At 53.4% G+C, this 18,018-nt stretch carries 11 protein-coding genes; 1 reads left to right on the top strand and 10 read right to left on the bottom strand.

The genetic code is table 11. The features are described from left to right. The first annotated feature begins 37 nt into the window (after window positions 1-37). The gene (locus VF399_07895) at window positions 38-1,645 is read left to right on the top strand and encodes an OmpA family protein (GenBank protein HEX7320262.1); all 1,608 of its coding nucleotides are present in this window, start codon (window positions 38-40) and stop codon (window positions 1,643-1,645) included. Between the two features lie 42 nt (window positions 1,646-1,687). Here VF399_07895 and VF399_07890 read toward each other — a convergent pair whose 3' ends face one another. The 10 genes from VF399_07890 to rpsL form a co-directional block, all read right to left on the bottom strand. Continuing rightward, entirely contained in the window at window positions 1,688-2,437 is a 750-nt protein-coding gene (locus tag VF399_07890) for an NAD-dependent deacylase (protein HEX7320261.1), read from the bottom strand. 191 nt (window positions 2,438-2,628) lie between these two features. Further along, complete coding sequence (locus tag VF399_07885) at window positions 2,629-3,219, bottom strand: hypothetical protein (GenBank protein ID HEX7320260.1); 591 nt, start codon at window positions 3,217-3,219, stop codon at window positions 2,629-2,631. A 106-nt stretch (window positions 3,220-3,325) separates the two neighbouring features. Continuing rightward, window positions 3,326-6,451 carry an immune inhibitor A domain-containing protein gene (locus VF399_07880; GenBank protein ID HEX7320259.1) on the bottom strand — a complete coding sequence of 1,042 codons (3,126 nt, stop codon included), beginning with the start codon at window positions 6,449-6,451 and terminating at the stop codon, window positions 3,326-3,328. A gap of 129 nt (window positions 6,452-6,580) precedes the next feature. Further along, entirely contained in the window at window positions 6,581-9,772 is a 3,192-nt protein-coding gene (gene carB, locus VF399_07875) for a carbamoyl-phosphate synthase (glutamine-hydrolyzing) large subunit (GenBank protein HEX7320258.1), read from the bottom strand. An 18-nt stretch (window positions 9,773-9,790) separates the two neighbouring features. Further along, window positions 9,791-10,885, bottom strand: coding sequence for a glutamine-hydrolyzing carbamoyl-phosphate synthase small subunit (gene carA / locus VF399_07870; GenBank protein HEX7320257.1), 1,095 nt, complete (start codon window positions 10,883-10,885; stop codon window positions 9,791-9,793). 5 nt (window positions 10,886-10,890) lie between these two features. Beyond that, on the bottom strand, window positions 10,891-14,223 hold the full coding sequence (locus VF399_07865) for a translocation/assembly module TamB domain-containing protein (GenBank protein HEX7320256.1): 3,333 nt from the start codon (window positions 14,221-14,223) through the stop codon (window positions 10,891-10,893). A gap of 11 nt (window positions 14,224-14,234) precedes the next feature. After that, window positions 14,235-15,920, bottom strand: coding sequence for a BamA/TamA family outer membrane protein (locus tag VF399_07860; protein ID HEX7320255.1), 1,686 nt, complete (start codon window positions 15,918-15,920; stop codon window positions 14,235-14,237). A 5-nt stretch (window positions 15,921-15,925) separates the two neighbouring features. After that, entirely contained in the window at window positions 15,926-16,882 is a 957-nt protein-coding gene (locus VF399_07855) for an aminopeptidase (protein HEX7320254.1), read from the bottom strand. Window positions 16,883-16,921: 39 nt separating this feature from the next. Continuing rightward, complete coding sequence (rpsG, locus tag VF399_07850; GenBank protein ID HEX7320253.1) at window positions 16,922-17,392, bottom strand: 30S ribosomal protein S7; 471 nt, start codon at window positions 17,390-17,392, stop codon at window positions 16,922-16,924. Window positions 17,393-17,415: 23 nt separating this feature from the next. Next, a complete protein-coding gene (gene rpsL / locus VF399_07845; GenBank protein HEX7320252.1) occupies window positions 17,416-17,814 on the bottom strand; it encodes a 30S ribosomal protein S12 in 399 nt (132 codons plus the stop codon). Between the last annotated feature and the right edge of the window lie 204 nt (window positions 17,815-18,018).

The raw sequence follows: 18,018 nt of genomic DNA, 5'->3' as shown, positions 1-18,018 counted from the left end.
TTAAACTATAATGAAAAAAATAAAAGGGAGGTCATAAATGGGCGTATGTTTGTTGATGGTCCTCATATCGTTCCCCTCCACATTTGGAGGAAAGGGCATTTGTCGCGTCAAAAGCGCGGATATCGAATGGATGCTGGACGCGAGGTCAATACTCGTGATCAATCTGGATGCGGAAGGATACCGTTATGATTATGACGATACCCTGTTTGATTATGCGTCGGGACGGCTCGGCATCGCCTATACATCCACACGGTGGCTTGAGGTGTACACGCTGTGGCGAGCGCACGGCGAAGGTCAGGCGCAGGTACCTGTGACCGGATCGGAATTTACCGGCGACCTCGGCGATATCGATTTCGGGGCAAAGGCCGTATTGAAAAAGATGAACAACTCATACCTGGGCGCGGACATGGCGCTTACGCTCCCCATCGGCCGCGACCCGTATTCCAATGACGGACTGATCTTGTATCCCAAGTTATTGGCAACTTATGATATGGGCGACAATTTCTATCTCATGCCGATCCGGTGGCACCTGAACCTTGGTGTGCCGCTTGGCCGGCAAGGATTGTCCGAACACTTCCCCTTGACCTTCGGGTTTGCCTGGGAACTGCCTTCAAAGTGGTTCACCTATTTCATGGAATTGACAAAGAACCACGAGCGCGACTGGAACTGGCGGTTCACGCCTGGTTTGCGTTTTCACCCCTTCTACCGAATAAGCCTGACCGCCGCGGCCGACCTTGGCCTGACAAGTGACTACCGTTTGCTGGGCGCCAATGTCGGGGTATCCCTTAACTCGTCGCTGATCAAGGAACGCGAGGTAATGCCGACCGGCGTTATTGCCGGCGAGATACGCGACAAAAACACAAACGAACCCCTACCAGCGTATGTTAAATTGATTGAGATCTCTGAGATCGCGTCATCGGATGACGAATACGGCGTGTATAAACTAATGGGCATACCAAAAGGCGTGTACACGCTGAGAGTGGAATCCGAGAATTACAATGGGCAGAGCCGCGTGGTCGTCGTCGACCCGGGCGAAGCGTCGGTCGTAAATTTCTTCCTTGACCGGTCCAGTGTTTATTTCAAGGGGCTGGTTGTTGATGGACAGACCGGGGGAGCGGTCGATGCGGCAAACCTGACCATTGACGGCAAGACGATGACGCAGGCTCAGACCAACCTTGACGGTTCATTCAGTGAACTGCTGATCCCTGGTGAGTACACGGTCAAGGTCAGCAAAGAGAACTACGTTTACTTTACCCAGCCGTACGTGATCACTCAGGATCGGTTCGACACGATCCAGCTCAGGCCCGTGGAGGTCGTCAGCGCCGTGCCCGAAGCCATCGTCCATTTCGATGTTGACGACGCCAATATCAGGGATGACCAGAAACCGGTGATCGATTCCATTGCCGAATTCTTGAAAATCCATCCCAAGGTTAAATGCGAACTGCGCGGTCACGCCGATCCGTCCGGGAATATGGACTATAACCTGACTCTCTCTCTCGCCCGCGCCAACAGTGTCATGGACTATTTAGTGAAAGCTCACGGCATAGAAAAGGAGAGGATCTCTACCCTCGCGTTCTCCAAGACCAAACAGATAAAGGAAAAGAGGGAATTGAGCCGGAGAGTTGAGATCTTCTTGGTGAAATAAGAAAAAGAATAGGTCCTACAGGACTTATAAGACTTATAGGACCTATAACAGAGCTTTTGTTATTTTTGGCAGGATCTCGCCGGCTTTACCATAAAGCGCGACGTTGACCGAATCACTGACCGGCGTTGGTTCCAGGTTGATCTCGATCGTACGCACTTTGTTCTGGCGGGCGATCTCAGGTATGAAGGCGGCCGGCCAGACAACGCTGGATGTACCGATGATCAATGCCGCATCGGCCGAGCGGTTCAGGAACGAAACCGATTCTTCCCAGATATCTTGAGGGATCGGCTCACCAAACCACACAATATCGGGTCTGAGCGATCCACCGCAGCTTAAGCAGGTCGGGAGCTTTTCTACCCCATTCCGGATCGAATGATCGGTCGTTTTCCCGCAGCCAAGACACCGGGCACGGAATATATTGCCGTGCAACTCCAGGATCTTCATTGAACCTGCTTGCCGGTGAAGATTGTCGACGTTTTGAGTGAGCAGCAGGAAATCTCCGAATTTTTTTTCAAGTTCGACCAGGGCGAGATGAGCGGGATTGGGCCGCGCGTCCAGGATTATGGACTGACGCCAGTGATACCATTTCCAGACCAAGCCGGGGTCGCGGCCGAACGCTTCGGACGTTGCCAGGTCGGTCGCCGAATAGTTTTTCCACAAACCATCCTTGCCCCGAAACGTCGGGATGCCGCTCTCCGCCGAGATGCCGGCACCGGTTAGGACGAAGAGCGAATTGGACGTTCGCAGGATCTCAACGGCTTGCTTGATCCTGTTAGTTGTAGTATGATCCATCGGAAAATCCGAAATCCTAAACTCTAAATCCTAAACAAATTTACATCTCGTTATACGGTAATCGGCATCGCTGCTCGTATCGTATTTCGTTTTTCGGCATGGGTTATTTTGCCGTATAACAATGCCGTTTAACGATACGGGCTGCTATGACGTACAACGATTAACAATGGCATGTATTGAGGATTTCGTGCTTAGAATTTGTAATATATCCCTATCTTCCCTGGTTCCGAATCAAGGTTGATGTTCGGGGTTTTGGTGAAGACCGCCACGTTGATCACTGAGACAATGCGGTCAATGATCAGAAAACCGCTCACGAAAGAGGCGCGGCGCAGGTCCTCGCGGCCGGCCTTCCGGCGTTCCCAGTACTTGATACGGCTGCTGAGCGTGTCCCATGACCAGGAATCATCGCCGGAATAAGCGTTCTCCGCGATATATTCCTGCTGCCCTACCGGGTCATTCGGGTAATAATAACTGGCGTCGCGTTCCACCTTGAGATTATAGTCATCCGACGAATCGAAGTCTTCAATGATGTTGTAATAATCTTCATCGCGCTGCAGGGGGTTGGCGCCGGCGTGGCCTACGGCGAACGCCTGCGAGGAGAACATGGTCTTGTGCCCGAAATAATTGAAACCCACGTACGACGACCAGAGCGAACCCTCGACGATGAAAAAGACCCGGGCTTCGGTGCGCCGTCCGGTCAATAATTCGCCCCACCCCGGCAGGATCGCGGAGGCGAGGATCGGGTTCATTGATTGGAAAAGGATGAGTGATATCTGCAGCATTTCATGCCTCCTTAATGTGATAAACTCTAAATCCTAATATCGAAATCCTAAATAAATTCTAATACAAAAAATCCTAAACACGGATGCCGGATTCTAAAGCAACAATTCATTTAAGCACCGCGAATTTCTTGAACTTCACTTCTTTCTTGCCGCCGCTATTGACCTCGACCCGGACCAGGTAGATGCCGTTCGATTCATTGGTGAAATCGAACTCGACTTCATTGTATTCGTTGGCCGTGACGCGCGCTGGTTTGACGCCACCGATCTTGCGGCCCGATATATCAAGGATATCGATCTGCACGTCGGCGTTCTGGTACAGATAGAACCGGACGCGGCCATGATGCGTAACCGGCGACGGATAGATGTAGAAGTTCCCGAGCAGTACATGACTGGTCGGGATCGCTCCCAGCTGACCGTCAAACGCGCCCCAGTTCTTGGGGGTATTCATGTACCCGCGCCATGAGGATCGGGTGGCTGGGAAGTCCCAAACGTAAAGCACGCCGGAATCGGAAGCACAGGCGATCTCCAGCGTACCGTCACCGTCCAGGTCAAACACCGCGCCGGGCGAGGAAAAGCCGCCGTTGCCAAAGAGTGGTGAATACGCCGATTTCTGCTTTAGATCATTGATGATCTCAAGCGTGCCGCTGGCGATCGAATCAACCGGCCCCAGTCCATAAAAAATCTCTTCCCGGCTGTCGGTCGAATCGATATCCACGATCAGCAGCGGGTACTGAATATTCTGTTCAGTATACAGGGGATAATTGTTCTCGCTCGTGCCGTTGCGGTTACAGACGAACAGGGTCTTTGTGCTGTTGGGCGATATGATCTCAAGGTACCCATCGTGGTCGAGGTCGGCCAGACCGGGCGTGTAATACATGGTCGAGTCGATCCAAATTTCGAATTTTTCTTCCAAGCTATCCGCGCCGTAAATGTAGATCGTACCGTTGCCGTTCACGATCACGGCTTCCGGTTCGCCGTCGCGGTCCATATCGCCGCTCACGGGCGAGGAATAGCTGATCAGGTTGTGCTGGGAATTTGTGAATTCCTTGACCACGCCTTGTTTGTTGACCAGCCAGAACCGGCCGTCCGAACCCAAAAGGCCGATCGTCCCTGCATCCTTGTCAAAGACGCAGGGTGTGGAAAGGATGGCGGTATTCAAAAAGATCGGAAAAGGCGCGATTGCGCTGCCGTTTTTATCCAGGCAGTAAAGCCGGCGGTCCATGCTGCCGAAGATGATCTCAAGCGCGCCATCGTTATTAATGTCAAATAATAACGGAGCTCCCACGATCCCATCCTGCGCCAGGTATGGGAATCCGTTCAATGTGTCGAGCGTCGCGCCATCAAGAGCAAAGAGCTTGAGGTTCGATCCGAAAACGATATCCTCTGCAGAATCCCCGTTGATATCGCCGATCGCCGGGAAGGTCGTTATCGGTTCGAAGAAGCGCGCAGTATCCATGGGAACACCTGTACTTCGGTATGTATGGATATAACCGCTCCTGGTGATGACGACGATCTCCAGGCTGTCGTCATGGTCAAGATCACCATAGGTTGTTGCCAGGATCTGATGGTGCCGGCGCACCGTGACCGGGAACCCCGGCTGGTAGATGTCATAGTCCAATGAAAAGTTCATCAGCGTGTCGCGCCGCGAGTTGATGAAAACATCGGTCAGGGACTTGCCGTAATAAGAGTCCGAATTGGGGTTGGTAAAAGGCCCGAAATGGTGGTTCGCCTTCCCCGAATCGTCGATAAAAAATGCGTCATAACCAGAGCCGTACTGCTCAAGCGAATCGTAATTGTAGTAGGCGTCAAAATGCTGGGTGCCGTCGGCTTCCTCTAGGTCAACACCCTTATGATGGGGGTTGATCTGAAGCATGTTGTATGGGTAGTTGGCAGCGATGATGTTTTCGTCGATATGCCAGACCAGGATACCGCTGCCGGGTAGGAAGAAATCGAATTCGCCATAGTCAATATAGACCGGCACTCCGCCTTCAACATCGACCACGATCGTGTCCTTCTGTTTGATGTCCTGCTGGCGGTTCTCCATGAGGTAATATTCGGTCGCTGAGATCGGGATCTTGATCATGGTCTGGCCGACCACGCCGTACTGGGTCGTGTCGATCTCGGACGCCCGCAGCGTAAGTAATGATTCCGGCGTGTTATATGACGGCGGGTTGACCCAGCCCATGAAATACCGCGGCCAGGCGCTCAGGTTAACGGGCAGGGAACCGCTGGGCGCGCCCACGCTGGGATTGCCGGCCCAGCCGCCGAAGCACATTAGATCCCACGCGCCCACGCCGCTTGAATTGTAGTAAACATCGTATAGATCCGGCAGTCCAAGAATATGGCCGAATTCGTGGGTGGCCGTGCCGAGCGAACCATTCATATAGTCTTCGACGCGCGCCATCTCCGATAGAAGGCTGACTTCGCATTCGACCGTGTCCGCGCCACCGTCCACGACAAAGAAAGGTTTACCCAGGTAGAATTCAAAAGCCGCCGGCGGTATGGTCGCCGAAGGGATGTCGTGGAACCGGGCAAAGTTCGCGCTTATCTGCCAGAGCGTGCCGGCGTGGAAAACTATGATATCGTCGTACTGGGAGAAATCAATGGATCCGTCCTGGTCTGCGGCGGCAATGGCATCGGCGGCGATGCGCACCATCCCCATTTCCATGGCGTAGGAATTGTAGACCGCGAAGATTAAGTCGCCGACGTACTCAAGGCGTTCGAACCCGCTGTAATATTTCATTTTGTGGGGCAGCTGATAATTGTTGATCGGACCGTCCGGTTTCACGTCGTATTCCACGACGCAATCCCCGAATGAATTGACCTTGTAATAGTTACTGATGAACTGCAGCTGGTGCTGGAAATAGCTTTTGGTGTGCGGCGGATCATAGAACAAGCCGTCGTCAGGCGTGCCGAACCCGACCAGGTCCATTTTGCCGTTGCCGGTGGTCGACGAATCATCGTCCTCGACGAACTCGACCTTGAGCACCAGGATTTTAAGGTTCTGCCGGCCCTTGAGCGGCGGTTTCATGGCGAACTGCCTGAACAGGTCAAAGTTCCTGAATTTCCCGGGAGCACCGGTCTGGGTACCTCCCAGGGTTTCGATCTTGAGCTGGAGATTCGGGATGGGCGGTTCGGGTACGGGTTGACCCGTATGATCATTTCTTGTGAGCACGACCCTTTCCCCAAAGCATAAAATACCCAGCAAGACAAGCGTCAAAAATTTTCTCAAAATTACCCCCTTAAATATTTATGATCGTGGAATGCAAACAATGCGAGAAACATAATACTTTATAGATAAATTATATTCACGCTGACCATCATGTCAAGGGCATGATATTGGGGATCGCGCGGATTGCCATCACTGGTATTCGTCCCAGCTTTTGATCTTGAGCTCGCTCAACGGCACCCGGCTGATGGCTTCCACGAACCTCTTGGCGAGCTGGAGGTTGGTGATCAGCGGAACATCCGCGTCGACCGCCTGTCTTCGGATCAGGTAATCGTTTTCCAGTTCCTGTTTTTCGATGTTCTTTGGGATGTTAATGACAAGGTCGATCTTTTGCTCCGCGATATAGGTCATGGTATTGGGCTCGGCACGCTCCAGGGGCCAGTGCAGCCTGATGGTCTGCAGGCCTTTACTTTTCAAAAAATCGGCTGTGCCCCTGGTTGCGTAAAGCTTGAACCCCATATTGCTCAAAAGCCTGGTATATTCCAGGAACTCAGCCTTGCTTTCGATCGCGCCCGTGGATAAGAGGATGGATCTCTGGGGCAGCCTGAACCCGATGGCGATAAGGCTCTTCAGGAATGCTTCGTTGAAATCATCGCCGATGCAGGCAACCTCGCCGGTCGAGACCATTTCCACGCCGAGCACCGGGTCCGAACCCTTCAACCGCGTGAAGGAGAACTGCGAGGCTTTAACGCCGATGTAATCTAAGTCAAACGAGGAACGCTCGATGCGCGGCACGTCATGACCCAGCATGACCCTCGTGGCAAGGTCGATGAAATTTATCTTGAAGACCTTGGAAACGAAGGGAAAGCTCCGGGATGCGCGCAGGTTGCACTCGATCACCTGGATGTCGTTGTCCTTGGCGATGAACTGGATGTTGAACGGCCCCGTGATGCTCAGCGCGCGGGCGATGTTTCGCGTGACCATTTTTATGCGCCGCATCGTTTCCAGGTACGTACGCTGCGGCGGCAGTACCATGGTCGCGTCGCCCGAATGCACGCCGGCGTTCTCCACATGTTCGGATATGGCGTAGCAGTATACCTCGCCCTTCCGGGCAATGGCGTCGATCTCGATCTCCTTGGCCGCCGTTATGAACTTGCTTATGACCACGGGGTGGTCTTTGGTAACCAGCGACGCCTTTTTGAGATACTCCCTGAGCTCTGCGCTCGATAGGGCGATGCTCATGGCCGCGCCGCTCAGTACATAGCTGGGCCTGACCAGGACCGGATAGCCGACACGGTCGGCGAACCGCTGCGCGTCACGGATGCTGCTCAATTCCCGCCAGGCCGGTTGCGCTACTTTTAGTTCATCCAAAAGTTTGGAGAACTTATGCCGGTCCTCGGCGCGGTCGATATCACGCGGGCTCGTGCCCAGGATCGCCACACCCTGCCGCGTCAGCGGGAGCGCGAGGTTGTTCGGGATCTGCCCGCCCATGGAAATAATGACACCGAGCGGTCTTTCCTTTTCATAGATATCAAGTACCCGCTCGAAGCTCAGTTCCTCGAAGTACAGCTTGTCGCAGATATCGTAGTCAGTGCTGACCGTCTCCGGATTGCAGTTCACCATGATCGTCCGGTAATGAAGGTTCTTGAGGGTCAATACCGAGTTCACGCAGCACCAGTCGAATTCTACCGACGAGCCAATGCGGTATGCCCCGCCGCCCAGGACAGCGATCTGTTTTTTGTCATCAAAGGATATATCGTCCTCGCTGCCATGATAAGTCAGGTACAAGTAATTGGTCCGGGCCGGGTACTCGGCTGCCAGCGTATCGATCTGCTTCACGCGGGGAATGATCCCCCACTGTTTACGCTTCTTACGGATCGTAAGCTCATCGCTATTGAGCAGCTCGGCGATCTGTTCGTCGGAAAAACCCTTTTGCTTGGCTTCGTTCAAAACCTCGCGCGGGATCGTGGCGGTTGAAAATTTCTGCAACCTTGACGCGAGCGTAACGACCGCGCGGATCTTTTGCAGAAAGAAGGGATCGACGCCGGTCAATTTGTAGATGCGGTCGATGCTAAAACCCCTTCTGATGGCTTCGACGATCGCGAACATTCTCTTGTCGGTCGGCGCGCGAAGCTCCGCGGTCAGGCCAGGGAACTTGAGGTCGTTGCAGACCAGGCCTTTCAGCCCGATGTCAAGCATGCGGATCGCTTTCTGCAGAGTTTCTTCGAACCCCCGGCCGATCGCCATGACTTCGCCGACTGATTTCATCTCCGAACCGATCTGGCGCGTAACGCGTTTGAATTTTTGCAGGTCCCAGCGCGGGTATTTCACGACAATGTAGTCGAGCGCCGGTTCAAAGCATGCCGCTGTCGCTTTGGTTATGTTGTTCTCCAGTTCGGTCAGGCTGTACCCTAAGGCCAGTTTCGAGGCGATGAACGCCAGGGGATACCCTGTTGCCTTTGATGCCAGGGCTGAACTGCGGCTTAGCCGCGCGTTAACTTCAATGATGCGATAATCCTCGGAACCCGGGTCCAGGGCGAACTGAATATTGCATTCGCCCACGATACCCAGATGACGGATGACCTTGATCGCCAGCGCGCGTAGTTTGAAATTCTCCGAGGCGGTGAGAGTCTGAACGGGCGACACGACGATCGATTCGCCGGTGTGGATCCCCATTGGGTCGATGTTTTCCATGGAACAGACGACGATGCAGTTGTCGTGGCAGTCGCGCACCACTTCGTATTCAAGTTCCTTCCATCCGCCAAAATACTCCTCGATCAAGACCTGGTTGGTGTGCGCGAAAGCCCGCTTGACAAGGGACTTCAATTGTTTCTGTTCGTACGCGACGCCTGAACCCAGTCCGCCCAGGGCATAGGCGGACCGGCACATGACCGGGTATCCCAAGCGGCGGGCGCACGAAACGGCTTCAGCAGTGCTCGATACGGCGCTGCTGGCTGGTGTCTGCAGGTCGATTTCTTTTAGTTTTTTAACGAAGAGATCCCGGTCCTCGGTATTGCGGATCGCATCGACCGGTGTGCCGAGCACCTTGATCTTGTGTTTTTGAAGCACGCCGGAATCATGCAGGGCGATGCCAACGTTCAACGCGGTTTGGCCTCCAAAGCTGAGCATGATGCTGTCGGGCTGTTCTTTTTCTATAACCTTGGTGACAAAGTAAGTGTCCAGCGGCAAGAAATAAACCTTATCGGCAAGATAATCCGATGTCTGTATCGTGGCAATGTTCGGATTGATCAGGACGGTCTTGATGCCTTCTTCCTGGAGCGCTTTTATCGCCTGGCTGCCCGAGTAGTCAAATTCGCCGGCCTGGCCGATTCGTATGGCGCCTGACCCCAGGATCAGGACCTTCTTCGTATCCGATCTGCTCATTACGTGCATGCTCAGGTCTCAATCCATCGCGCGCAGGAACATATCAAACAAAAATTCAGTATCATCCGGACCCGGAAACGCTTCAGGATGGAACTGGGCGCCGAAGAACGGTTTGGAGATATGGATGATCCCCTCGTTCGTGCGGTCGTTATTGTTATAGAACCATGTCCGCCAGTCCTCTGACAGAGTGGTATCGTCGATCGCGTAGCCATGGTTCTGAGACGTTATGTAACACCGCTTCGAACCCACCTCAATGCAGGGTTGATTCTGGCTGCGGTGACCGTATTTTAGTTTATAGGTCCGGGCGCCGCTGGCAAGTCCCAGGATCTGGCTGCCCAGGCAGATCCCCATTATCGGGATGTTCTTTTCGATCGCCTGGCGCACGTGTTCGATCGTTTCGTGACAGCGCGTCGGGTCGCCGGGGCCGTTGGAAATGACAATGCCGTGACAATTTTCTCTCATGATATTGTAGTTCCACGGTACGCGCACGACCGTGATATTCCTGCGCAGGAAGGATTTGATGATGTTGTTTTTAACACCGCAGTCTATGATAATAACGCGTTTCTTGCCCTGGCGGTAGAGAACTGGTTCCTTGATGCTGACCTCCGCGACCAGGTTGCGCTTATTGGGGTCGGTATACGGGACGGTGGGCCTGGCGGAAACGATCTTACCCAGCATGGTTCCCTGCTCGCGCAGCTTTTTGGTGATCATGCGCGTATCGACGCCCCAGATACCGGGTATGGATTCGTGTTCCAGCCACTCCGGCAATGACATGCGCGCATTCCAGTGCGAATACACATCGGGCTGGTTGGTTATCACCAACGCTTCGACCTGGACTTTCGAGGATTCGAAAAACTCAAGGATCCTGTTTTCATCCATCGTTCTGCCGGGAACGCCGTAGTTGCCGATGAGGGGATAGGTCAGGACAAGGATCTGACCGCGGTAGGAAGGATCGGTGAGGCTCTCGGGATAGCCGACCATACCCGTGTTGAACACGACCTCGCCGGCCACGGATCTGCTGGCGCCGAACGAATAGCCTTCAAAAGCCGAACCGTCTTCCAACAGCAGCGTTGCTCTGCGCAGCTTGCCTTGATGGCCGTGCCGTGCACTCATTTTTCTTAAAACCTTATCCGGTACTGATATTCCATGCCGTATTCACCGGTATCGTCCCTGCGGATCAGTATCTCGTTGCGGTCGTCGATAAAATACTCGACGTTGAATTCATTGTCGAAATCGGTGATGTCGTAGGTGTAGGTGATGAACAGGTTCCTGGAGATGTACTTGCCGACCGTGAGCTTGGTTTTTTCATCCGTCTGGAAGAGCGGCGCGTCGATGCGGAAATAGTCAAGCCCGGTATAGGCGCGGATCCGGCGGGAAACATCGCTTTCCAGCCAGGCGAGCAGGCTTCTCGGCAGCACATCGCTCATGTACGAACCCTGCTGCATCGATTCGAGCTCGCGCCACGTGATGTTCAGGTTAAGGTAAGTGACGATATCCTGCTCGGTGAAAATACCCTCGGGTTCGGTGAAAAATTCGAAGATCGGCGAAGAGATCGGTCCGAAGAAATGGAGTTTTATCTTGATCTCTGCATTTGACTCCTGGGAGCGTTCGTGGGTGTTCATTTCCGCCCAGATATCGAGTTCCGGGTCGATCATTTCGGCCTCGGGAACGAAGATCACGTTGCCTTCGGTGATCGTGAGGGCGTGGTTGAGCCAGTAATACGTTCCGCGTTTTGTCTCGAGAGAACCGGTGATGTATAGCGGTCCGTGCTCCTTGATGATGTAGATCTCGCCGCCGAATTCGATGTCCGCATCGCGGTTGCGGAGCCAGATATTGCGGTCGCCGCTGATCTTGATGTTCATGCGGTAGTTGTCGGGTTTCTTTCCCACGTCCTCCACGATCTGCATGCCGAATTCCACGGGGACGACCCCCTCGCTGACATTGATGTTACCGTTATAATAGGGAATTAGATCCTTAATGCCGATGGAAAAATTGCCCGTGCCTTTACCGTAAGCATAAGGCACGTAGTGACCGGGCGCGTTGCGAAAACTGAAGTCGAAATTCAAATTTCTGACCCTGAACCGCGGTTCCAGCTTCACGAACCCGCTGCCGGTGACCGGCGCACTGTAAATGCGTCTCGTGTCCGAGCTTGCATAGACAATGCCCTGCATGGACTCAAAATATATCATCCGGCCATCGAACCTGATCTTTGCCTGCACCGAGTCGAATTCATCGCCGATGATCTTGATACCGAACCGGCCGTCCGTGATCGTGCCGTTGCCGGTAAGCGCGAAGTCATCGAAGGTGCCGGTGAACCGCACCGAGCCGTTGAGCACTCCATCCGGGTTCTGCAGCATATTTTTCAGGAAGGGGAATACCCAAGTTCTTAAATTCTCGCATTGCACGCTGAAATCGGATGCCGCGTTCGAAACCAGCCCGCGTCCGCTCACCCGCTGGCCGTTGTCGTCGACAACAGTTAGCGATTCTACTGCGATGCCATTGCTCTTAAACGCGCCTTTCAGGGCGATCGATCCGTTCGCCAGGCCCAGAAAATCGATGGCGCGGGCATCGAGCAGGACCGTATCCTTGTGCAATGAAGCGTTCAGTTTGCCGGCGATCAGTACTTTCAGGTTCAGAGCCCGGCCCACTTGGGCGAGATCGATGCCGGAAAGGCGGAGTTCGGTCGGCGCAATGGAGCCGGAGAATGTTCCGCCGCATATCGCGAAATTGAAAGCGCCGATCTTCTTTTTCAGTCCGTCAAACATGATCGGTTCAATGCTGGCCATGGACAAGCCGCGATACCACAGGTCGAGCTGCGTGACCGTGCCTTGAAGATCATTTCCGAGTTCACCGGCTATGATCAGGCTGTCGCTGGCTTTCCGGCCAAGGATCGAAAACCGATTGTGCTCGACCCTGAACCCGAGCGTATCCAGTGCCATGTTTTTGTACGAAATTGCCGTGGCCCGGAGTTCCAGCAGCGGGATCGTGTCGCCATACGTGAACCGCGTCGCCTTGAAGGCGAGATCGTTGCATGCGATATCGAACAGGGAGAACTGCCGTCCGGCAATATCCGCGCTAAAGGTCATATGCCTTACTTTTTTCCAGTCGCCCCAAACAACGGCCTGGCCTGACAGCGAGCCCTTCATGGCGAGAAAGCGGTTCCAGCGGTCGACCGCGAAATCATCAAGTTTCACAAGCAGGCTGCACTGCGGCCAGACAAGCCCGCTTAAGCGGAGCCGCTCCTTTCCTTCCCGGACATACAACGAATCAAGGTAGACCGCGGTCCCGGAACGGTAGCCGAACAAAAAGAGCGAGTCCACGGCAATGCCGCTGTCGCTGGTGGAGTTGATGAAGCCGTTAAACTTGTTGTCCTGGTATCCGGCAAAACCGTTGATCAAGAGCGGTTCGCGGCGGTTCAACAATAGCGCGGCATTGAGGTTGCGGAAATTCGTTTCCATATCCCAGTGTTTGAGATCGAGGAACCGGATCTGAGCGAAGAAGCTGCCCTGGAGCATTTCGCCGTCAAAGGCATTGATTATTATCGTATCGCCCAGGTAAGTGGTCTCGAACTTGAATCGGTCCGCTGGATAAAATCCGGCACAGTCTCCGCGGAGTTCCGGCTGGAACCGGCCGTCGGCGTAGGCGATAGCGCCCTGGCAGTTGACCGTGCCCTTGTAGAGATCTAACTTTTCGAGATCGATCTCCATTTTCTTTATAATCCCATTGAACCGCCGGTTGACCATGTCCAGATCGGCCTGACCGTCGATGAGCAAACCCTTGCCTTTCAATTTCAGCGAGCGGATCGCAATATTCCTGGAACTGATCGTCGCTGCCGCATTAAGAGACGTGACGGAGATCGGATAATTCCGGCTGGTAAAGCTGAGGTTCATCGTGCTTACGTAGATCTTTGTTCCCACAAAATCGATGAAGATCAGTCCGGAGATCCTTTCCGTGACATAAGGCGAAACGTTATCATATATGACCGTGCCATTCTTGACATTTATGCGCAAGCCGAGGTACAGGTTAGGGAAACGGAACCCGCCGCCGGCGCTTGTACTCTGTTTCTTCTGGGTGATGTGAACGGTCGGTTCGAGCAGGTTGATCTCAAAAAATGTCGGCAGACCCAGCCGCCGAAAAGACAAGCGGTAATTTATCTCGGCATAGTTCCCATAAGCGCTGTCCGATTCCGAGATCTTCACGTTATAGCCGTCGATCCGAAAACCGCTGAGAATATTGCCCTGCATTTCCTTGTAGGTTATCGTAATATGGGCGTTACGCTCGATAATGTCGACCGTCAGTTTGCCGAAATTTATGGCCTTGACGACGATGCCCATGGCGATGATTACCGCGGCGATAATGCTCCACACGATCACTCGTTTCAAAGGGAATTTCCCCTTTTCTTTGCCGGCTGGAGCGGTGGTAACGAGCCCTTTATTGATATCTTGTACCATGGTCGTGCGATTTAGAAAATGTGATAGATACCGACATAGATCTGGGGCCGACGTTCACCGTTGACCGCATTTAGCGGAAAACCCAGGTCCGCGCGCACCGGACCGATCGGCGAATAGTACCGAAGGCCGAAGCCGGCACTGAATTTCAGGTAATCGCTGTTCTGCACGTTGAAAGTGTTGTCAACATATCCAATATCCAGAAAACCAAGTACTCCGGTGCTAAGAGGCAGGTGGATCCGGTATTCCAGGTTATAATTGATGATCACGTTGCCGTAGTGGGTGCTGTCGATGGCCAGGCTGTCCGGCCCGATCGATTTTTCATCATAACCCCGCACTGAATACTGGCCGCCGATCGAATATTTCTCATCGGTCGCCAGATTGCCGGTGGAGATCATCATTCCGACCCTCAGCCGCTGGGCGATCGTGGTGAAATATATTGATTTGAAAAGACGCAACTCCATTTCCGGCCGGATGTAATCGTTGCGCCCACCCAGTATGCCACCTGCGTATTCGATGAACGGCGTGCAGTACAGTCCGCGTTTCGGGTTGAAAAATTCATCGCGGTAATCCGCCATCAGTTCAAGCTTGATGCTGTTGGTAATGCCCTTTGCCGTGTCGACATCGGTGGTGCGGGCCATATAATCGACATACTTGTATTTATTGGCAAAGGTGACCTGGATGTGATCGGTGTATATCTTTGAAAGCCGGATCTCACCGCCGGTCGTCTTGCGCACGTATGCCTTGGTGTCCTCGCGCCAGTAGAACGGCAGCAACGTGAGCGTCAGCCTGGCCGGTGTGATGTTGGGAACTATGTAGCGGCCTTCCAGCTTAGCCTCCCATGCCCGTTCGGTCTTTATACGGAATGACGGCCGGATCAAGAACCGGTGGCCGATATTGAATAGGTTGAGTTCCTCGATACCGAAGGAGACCAGGAAACTTGGCGGGATCGTAACGCCGAAACCAAAATTGAGGATCCGTGATTTGAGCTCGCGGATATTGAAGATCAATTCAATGCTGTCCGGCGATATGGTCAGCATCTCGACATCGACCGTGCCGAAAAATGAGAGACTGTAGATCCGGCGTTGACTGGTGCGTATCTTCGACTTGCTGTAGGGGTCGCCCTTCTTGAGCGTGATCTCGCGCCGGACCACGTCGGGGTTGCAGACTTTAAGGCCCCGGATCGTGATATCCTTTATATAATATATCGACCCTTTGTTAATGCTGAAAACAAGCGCTCCGGAATCAGCCAGGACCGAGGTGGAGACCTTGGCCAACGCGTAGCCCTTATCCAGGAGATAGTCGCGGATCCCGGTCTCAGAATCCTTGATCTTCAGTTGAATAAAGAAATCCCGCGGCTTGATCTTAAGGAGTCGTTTATATGCCTTGTACGTATCGCCTTCAAAGACAATCCGCTGGATGCGCGGCCGCCTTCCCTCCTGGACAGCAAAGGTGATGTTGACGCCATTGGAATCGATCTGGGTGCCGGTCATAACCCTGGTGTCGAAGAAACCGTGGTTGTAATAAACGCGGCCGATGCGGTTCGCATCAAAGGTTAGATTGATCTCGTCAAAGGTTTCTTTTGTTTTTGAAATTATGGCGTTATACAACACCCGGCTGGGGATCGAAGCGTTCCCAGTAAATTCGACTTTTTTTATGGGGGCTGATAAGATTACGAGGACAAGGAGGAAGTTACTCAACGGTCTTAAAGCAGCAGTCTGCCATTTTCAATAAATGGTTTGCCGTCGAGCCAGACGTAAGGTTTCCTCACGATGCCGTCGAGGTGTATACACGCTTTGTTCTTTCCGCCGAAACCCAGGTTGTTGCCAAAGGCGACATGGATCGTGCCGAGCACTTTTTCGTCTTCGAGCACGTTGCCCGTGATTGCGGCTTTGTAATTCGTACCGATGCCCAGTTCGCACAGGATTCGTTCTTTCTTGCCGTATTTCTTGAAGATGGCCGCGATCTCCCAATTGCCGCTGACATCCTTTATCTCACCGTGCTTGATCTTCAGGCGGACCGGTTTTTTTAAAAATCCCAGGGGCGCGAACGAACCGTCGATCACGACAGTTCCGTTCGACTTACCCTCGACCGGTGCCGCGTAGGCTTCACCTGCCGGCAGGTTGGAGAACGCTTTAGGTTTATTAATGATCCCGGTGTCCGGATCGCCGGTCCGGTTCTCGACGCTCAATTCCAGGTGTGTGCCGAGTTTTGTCTTGATCAGAACGTGCCGGGCCTGGGTGAGCGCCTGGCTTGCCTTGTTAGCCAGGGCGCTGATGCGCCTGTAATCGGCATCCAATGCCCGGATCATCAGGTCCGGCGTGATCCCGGGCATGGTCGCGCCGCGTGCGCCATGAGCGCAGGCCTGGATCCGGGCCTGCGTGTGCGTCAGCGAATGGCTGGTCGGCGCCACGAATACGTCGCAGTTTCGCATGAGCTCGGCGATCAATGAAGGCGGTTCTTCGCCGTGGATCTCGCGAGGTAACATCTCCACCATGATGGGGTCAGTGACCGCCTTGGCCGCATTGAAAAGCGCGTAGCCGATCTCGCGGCACGGTTCATCGATGATAATGACAAATCGCTCACCTTTTTTTACTGATAGACACTCCTTGATGACTATTTCGGCCGGTCGTTTGAGTCTTTTCTGCAGTTTTATGTCCATTTTTGATCTGTTTTTTTGACTTTAGTTTGAGCCGCGGTATTACCAGCGGAAATGGGCGAAAGCTTTGTTGGCTTCGGCCATCTTATGGACTTCTTCCCGTTTCTTCATGGCCGTTCCTTCGTTCTTGCTGGCCGCGATGATCTCCTGCGCCAGTCGGTCCTGCATGCGATGCTCGGCGCGTTCCCGGGCAGCCCGGATTATCCATTTTATGGCCAGGCTTTCCTTTCGGTTCGGCCTGACTTCCATGGGGATCTGGTATGTCGCTCCGCCGACCCTTCTCGGTCTGACCTCGAGCAGCGGTTTCACGTTGCTGAGCGCGCGCTCGAAAACCGCGAGGCCGTCTTCTTTGGTGATCTTTTCGATCTGCACCAGTGTGTTAAAAAGGATCTTCTGCGCAGTCCCCCGCTTGCCGCCCCATTGCAGGTTATTAATGAACTTACTGACCAGGATACTGTTGAATTTCGGATCGGGTTGGATCCTTCTTATCTGTGCCCGTCTTCGACGTCCCATTGAACCTCCTTAGGTTAGTTCGGTTAGGTGGCAGCGGCGGCGGCCGGGGTTTCTTTGGGCCGCTTTACGCCGTAGAGAGAACGGCTCTTTTTCCTGCCTTCGACACCAGCCGCATCGTATTTTCCGCGAACGATATGATACCGGACGCCTGGTAGATCCTTTACCCTGCCGCCACGCACGAGCACGATCGAGTGCTCCTGCAGATTGTGACCCTCACCGGGTATGTAGGCGGTCACTTCGTAGTGGTTGGTCATCCTTACTTTGCAAACCTTGCGCAAGGCTGAGTTGGGCTTCTTCGGAGTGGTCGTGTAAACCCGCGTGCATACGCCGCGGCGCTGTGGATTGCCAGTCAGTGCCGGAGCCTTGCTCTTGCTCTTCTGTTGTCTCCTGCCCAGCCTTATCAGTTGATTGATCGTTGGCATTTGCCTCCTTTTGGCAAAGAATGATTACAGGGATGAAAAAATAGATTATCCCGATTTACGGGACAGCGATGAACAAATTACACAAATTTGGCTGTAATTTCAGCCTGTAATCAGCAACCATAATTATATATAAATAATATTATTAGTCAAGGGAGATTTTCCCAACATTTACTCCCTCCTCCTTGATGGCAGCATTAAAAATTA

The sequence above is a fragment of the bacterium genome, from assembly GCA_036382775.1.
Classification (GTDB): domain Bacteria; phylum Hydrothermota; class Tepidihabitantia; order SM23-42; family JAOAFX01; genus DASVHD01.
The sequence above is the reverse complement of the archived record's forward strand: the minus strand, read 5'-3'. Positions and strand labels throughout refer to the sequence as shown.

Excerpts from the sequence above, each read along its gene's own strand:
- VF399_07890 (HEX7320261.1), bottom strand. The coding sequence starts at position 2,437 with ATGGATCATACTACAACTAACAGGATCAAGCAAGCCGTTGAGATCCTG.
- VF399_07895 (HEX7320262.1), top strand. The coding sequence starts at position 38 with ATGGGCGTATGTTTGTTGATGGTCCTCATATCGTTCCCCTCCACATTT.
- rpsG (HEX7320253.1), bottom strand. The coding sequence starts at position 17,392 with ATGGGACGTCGAAGACGGGCACAGATAAGAAGGATCCAACCCGATCCG.
- VF399_07885 (HEX7320260.1), bottom strand. The coding sequence starts at position 3,219 with ATGCTGCAGATATCACTCATCCTTTTCCAATCAATGAACCCGATCCTC.
- carB (HEX7320258.1), bottom strand. The coding sequence starts at position 9,772 with ATGAGCAGATCGGATACGAAGAAGGTCCTGATCCTGGGGTCAGGCGCC.
- VF399_07855 (HEX7320254.1), bottom strand. The coding sequence starts at position 16,882 with ATGGACATAAAACTGCAGAAAAGACTCAAACGACCGGCCGAAATAGTC.
- carA (HEX7320257.1), bottom strand. The coding sequence starts at position 10,885 with ATGAGTGCACGGCACGGCCATCAAGGCAAGCTGCGCAGAGCAACGCTG.
- VF399_07865 (HEX7320256.1), bottom strand. The coding sequence starts at position 14,223 with ATGGTACAAGATATCAATAAAGGGCTCGTTACCACCGCTCCAGCCGGC.
- rpsL (HEX7320252.1), bottom strand. The coding sequence starts at position 17,814 with ATGCCAACGATCAATCAACTGATAAGGCTGGGCAGGAGACAACAGAAG.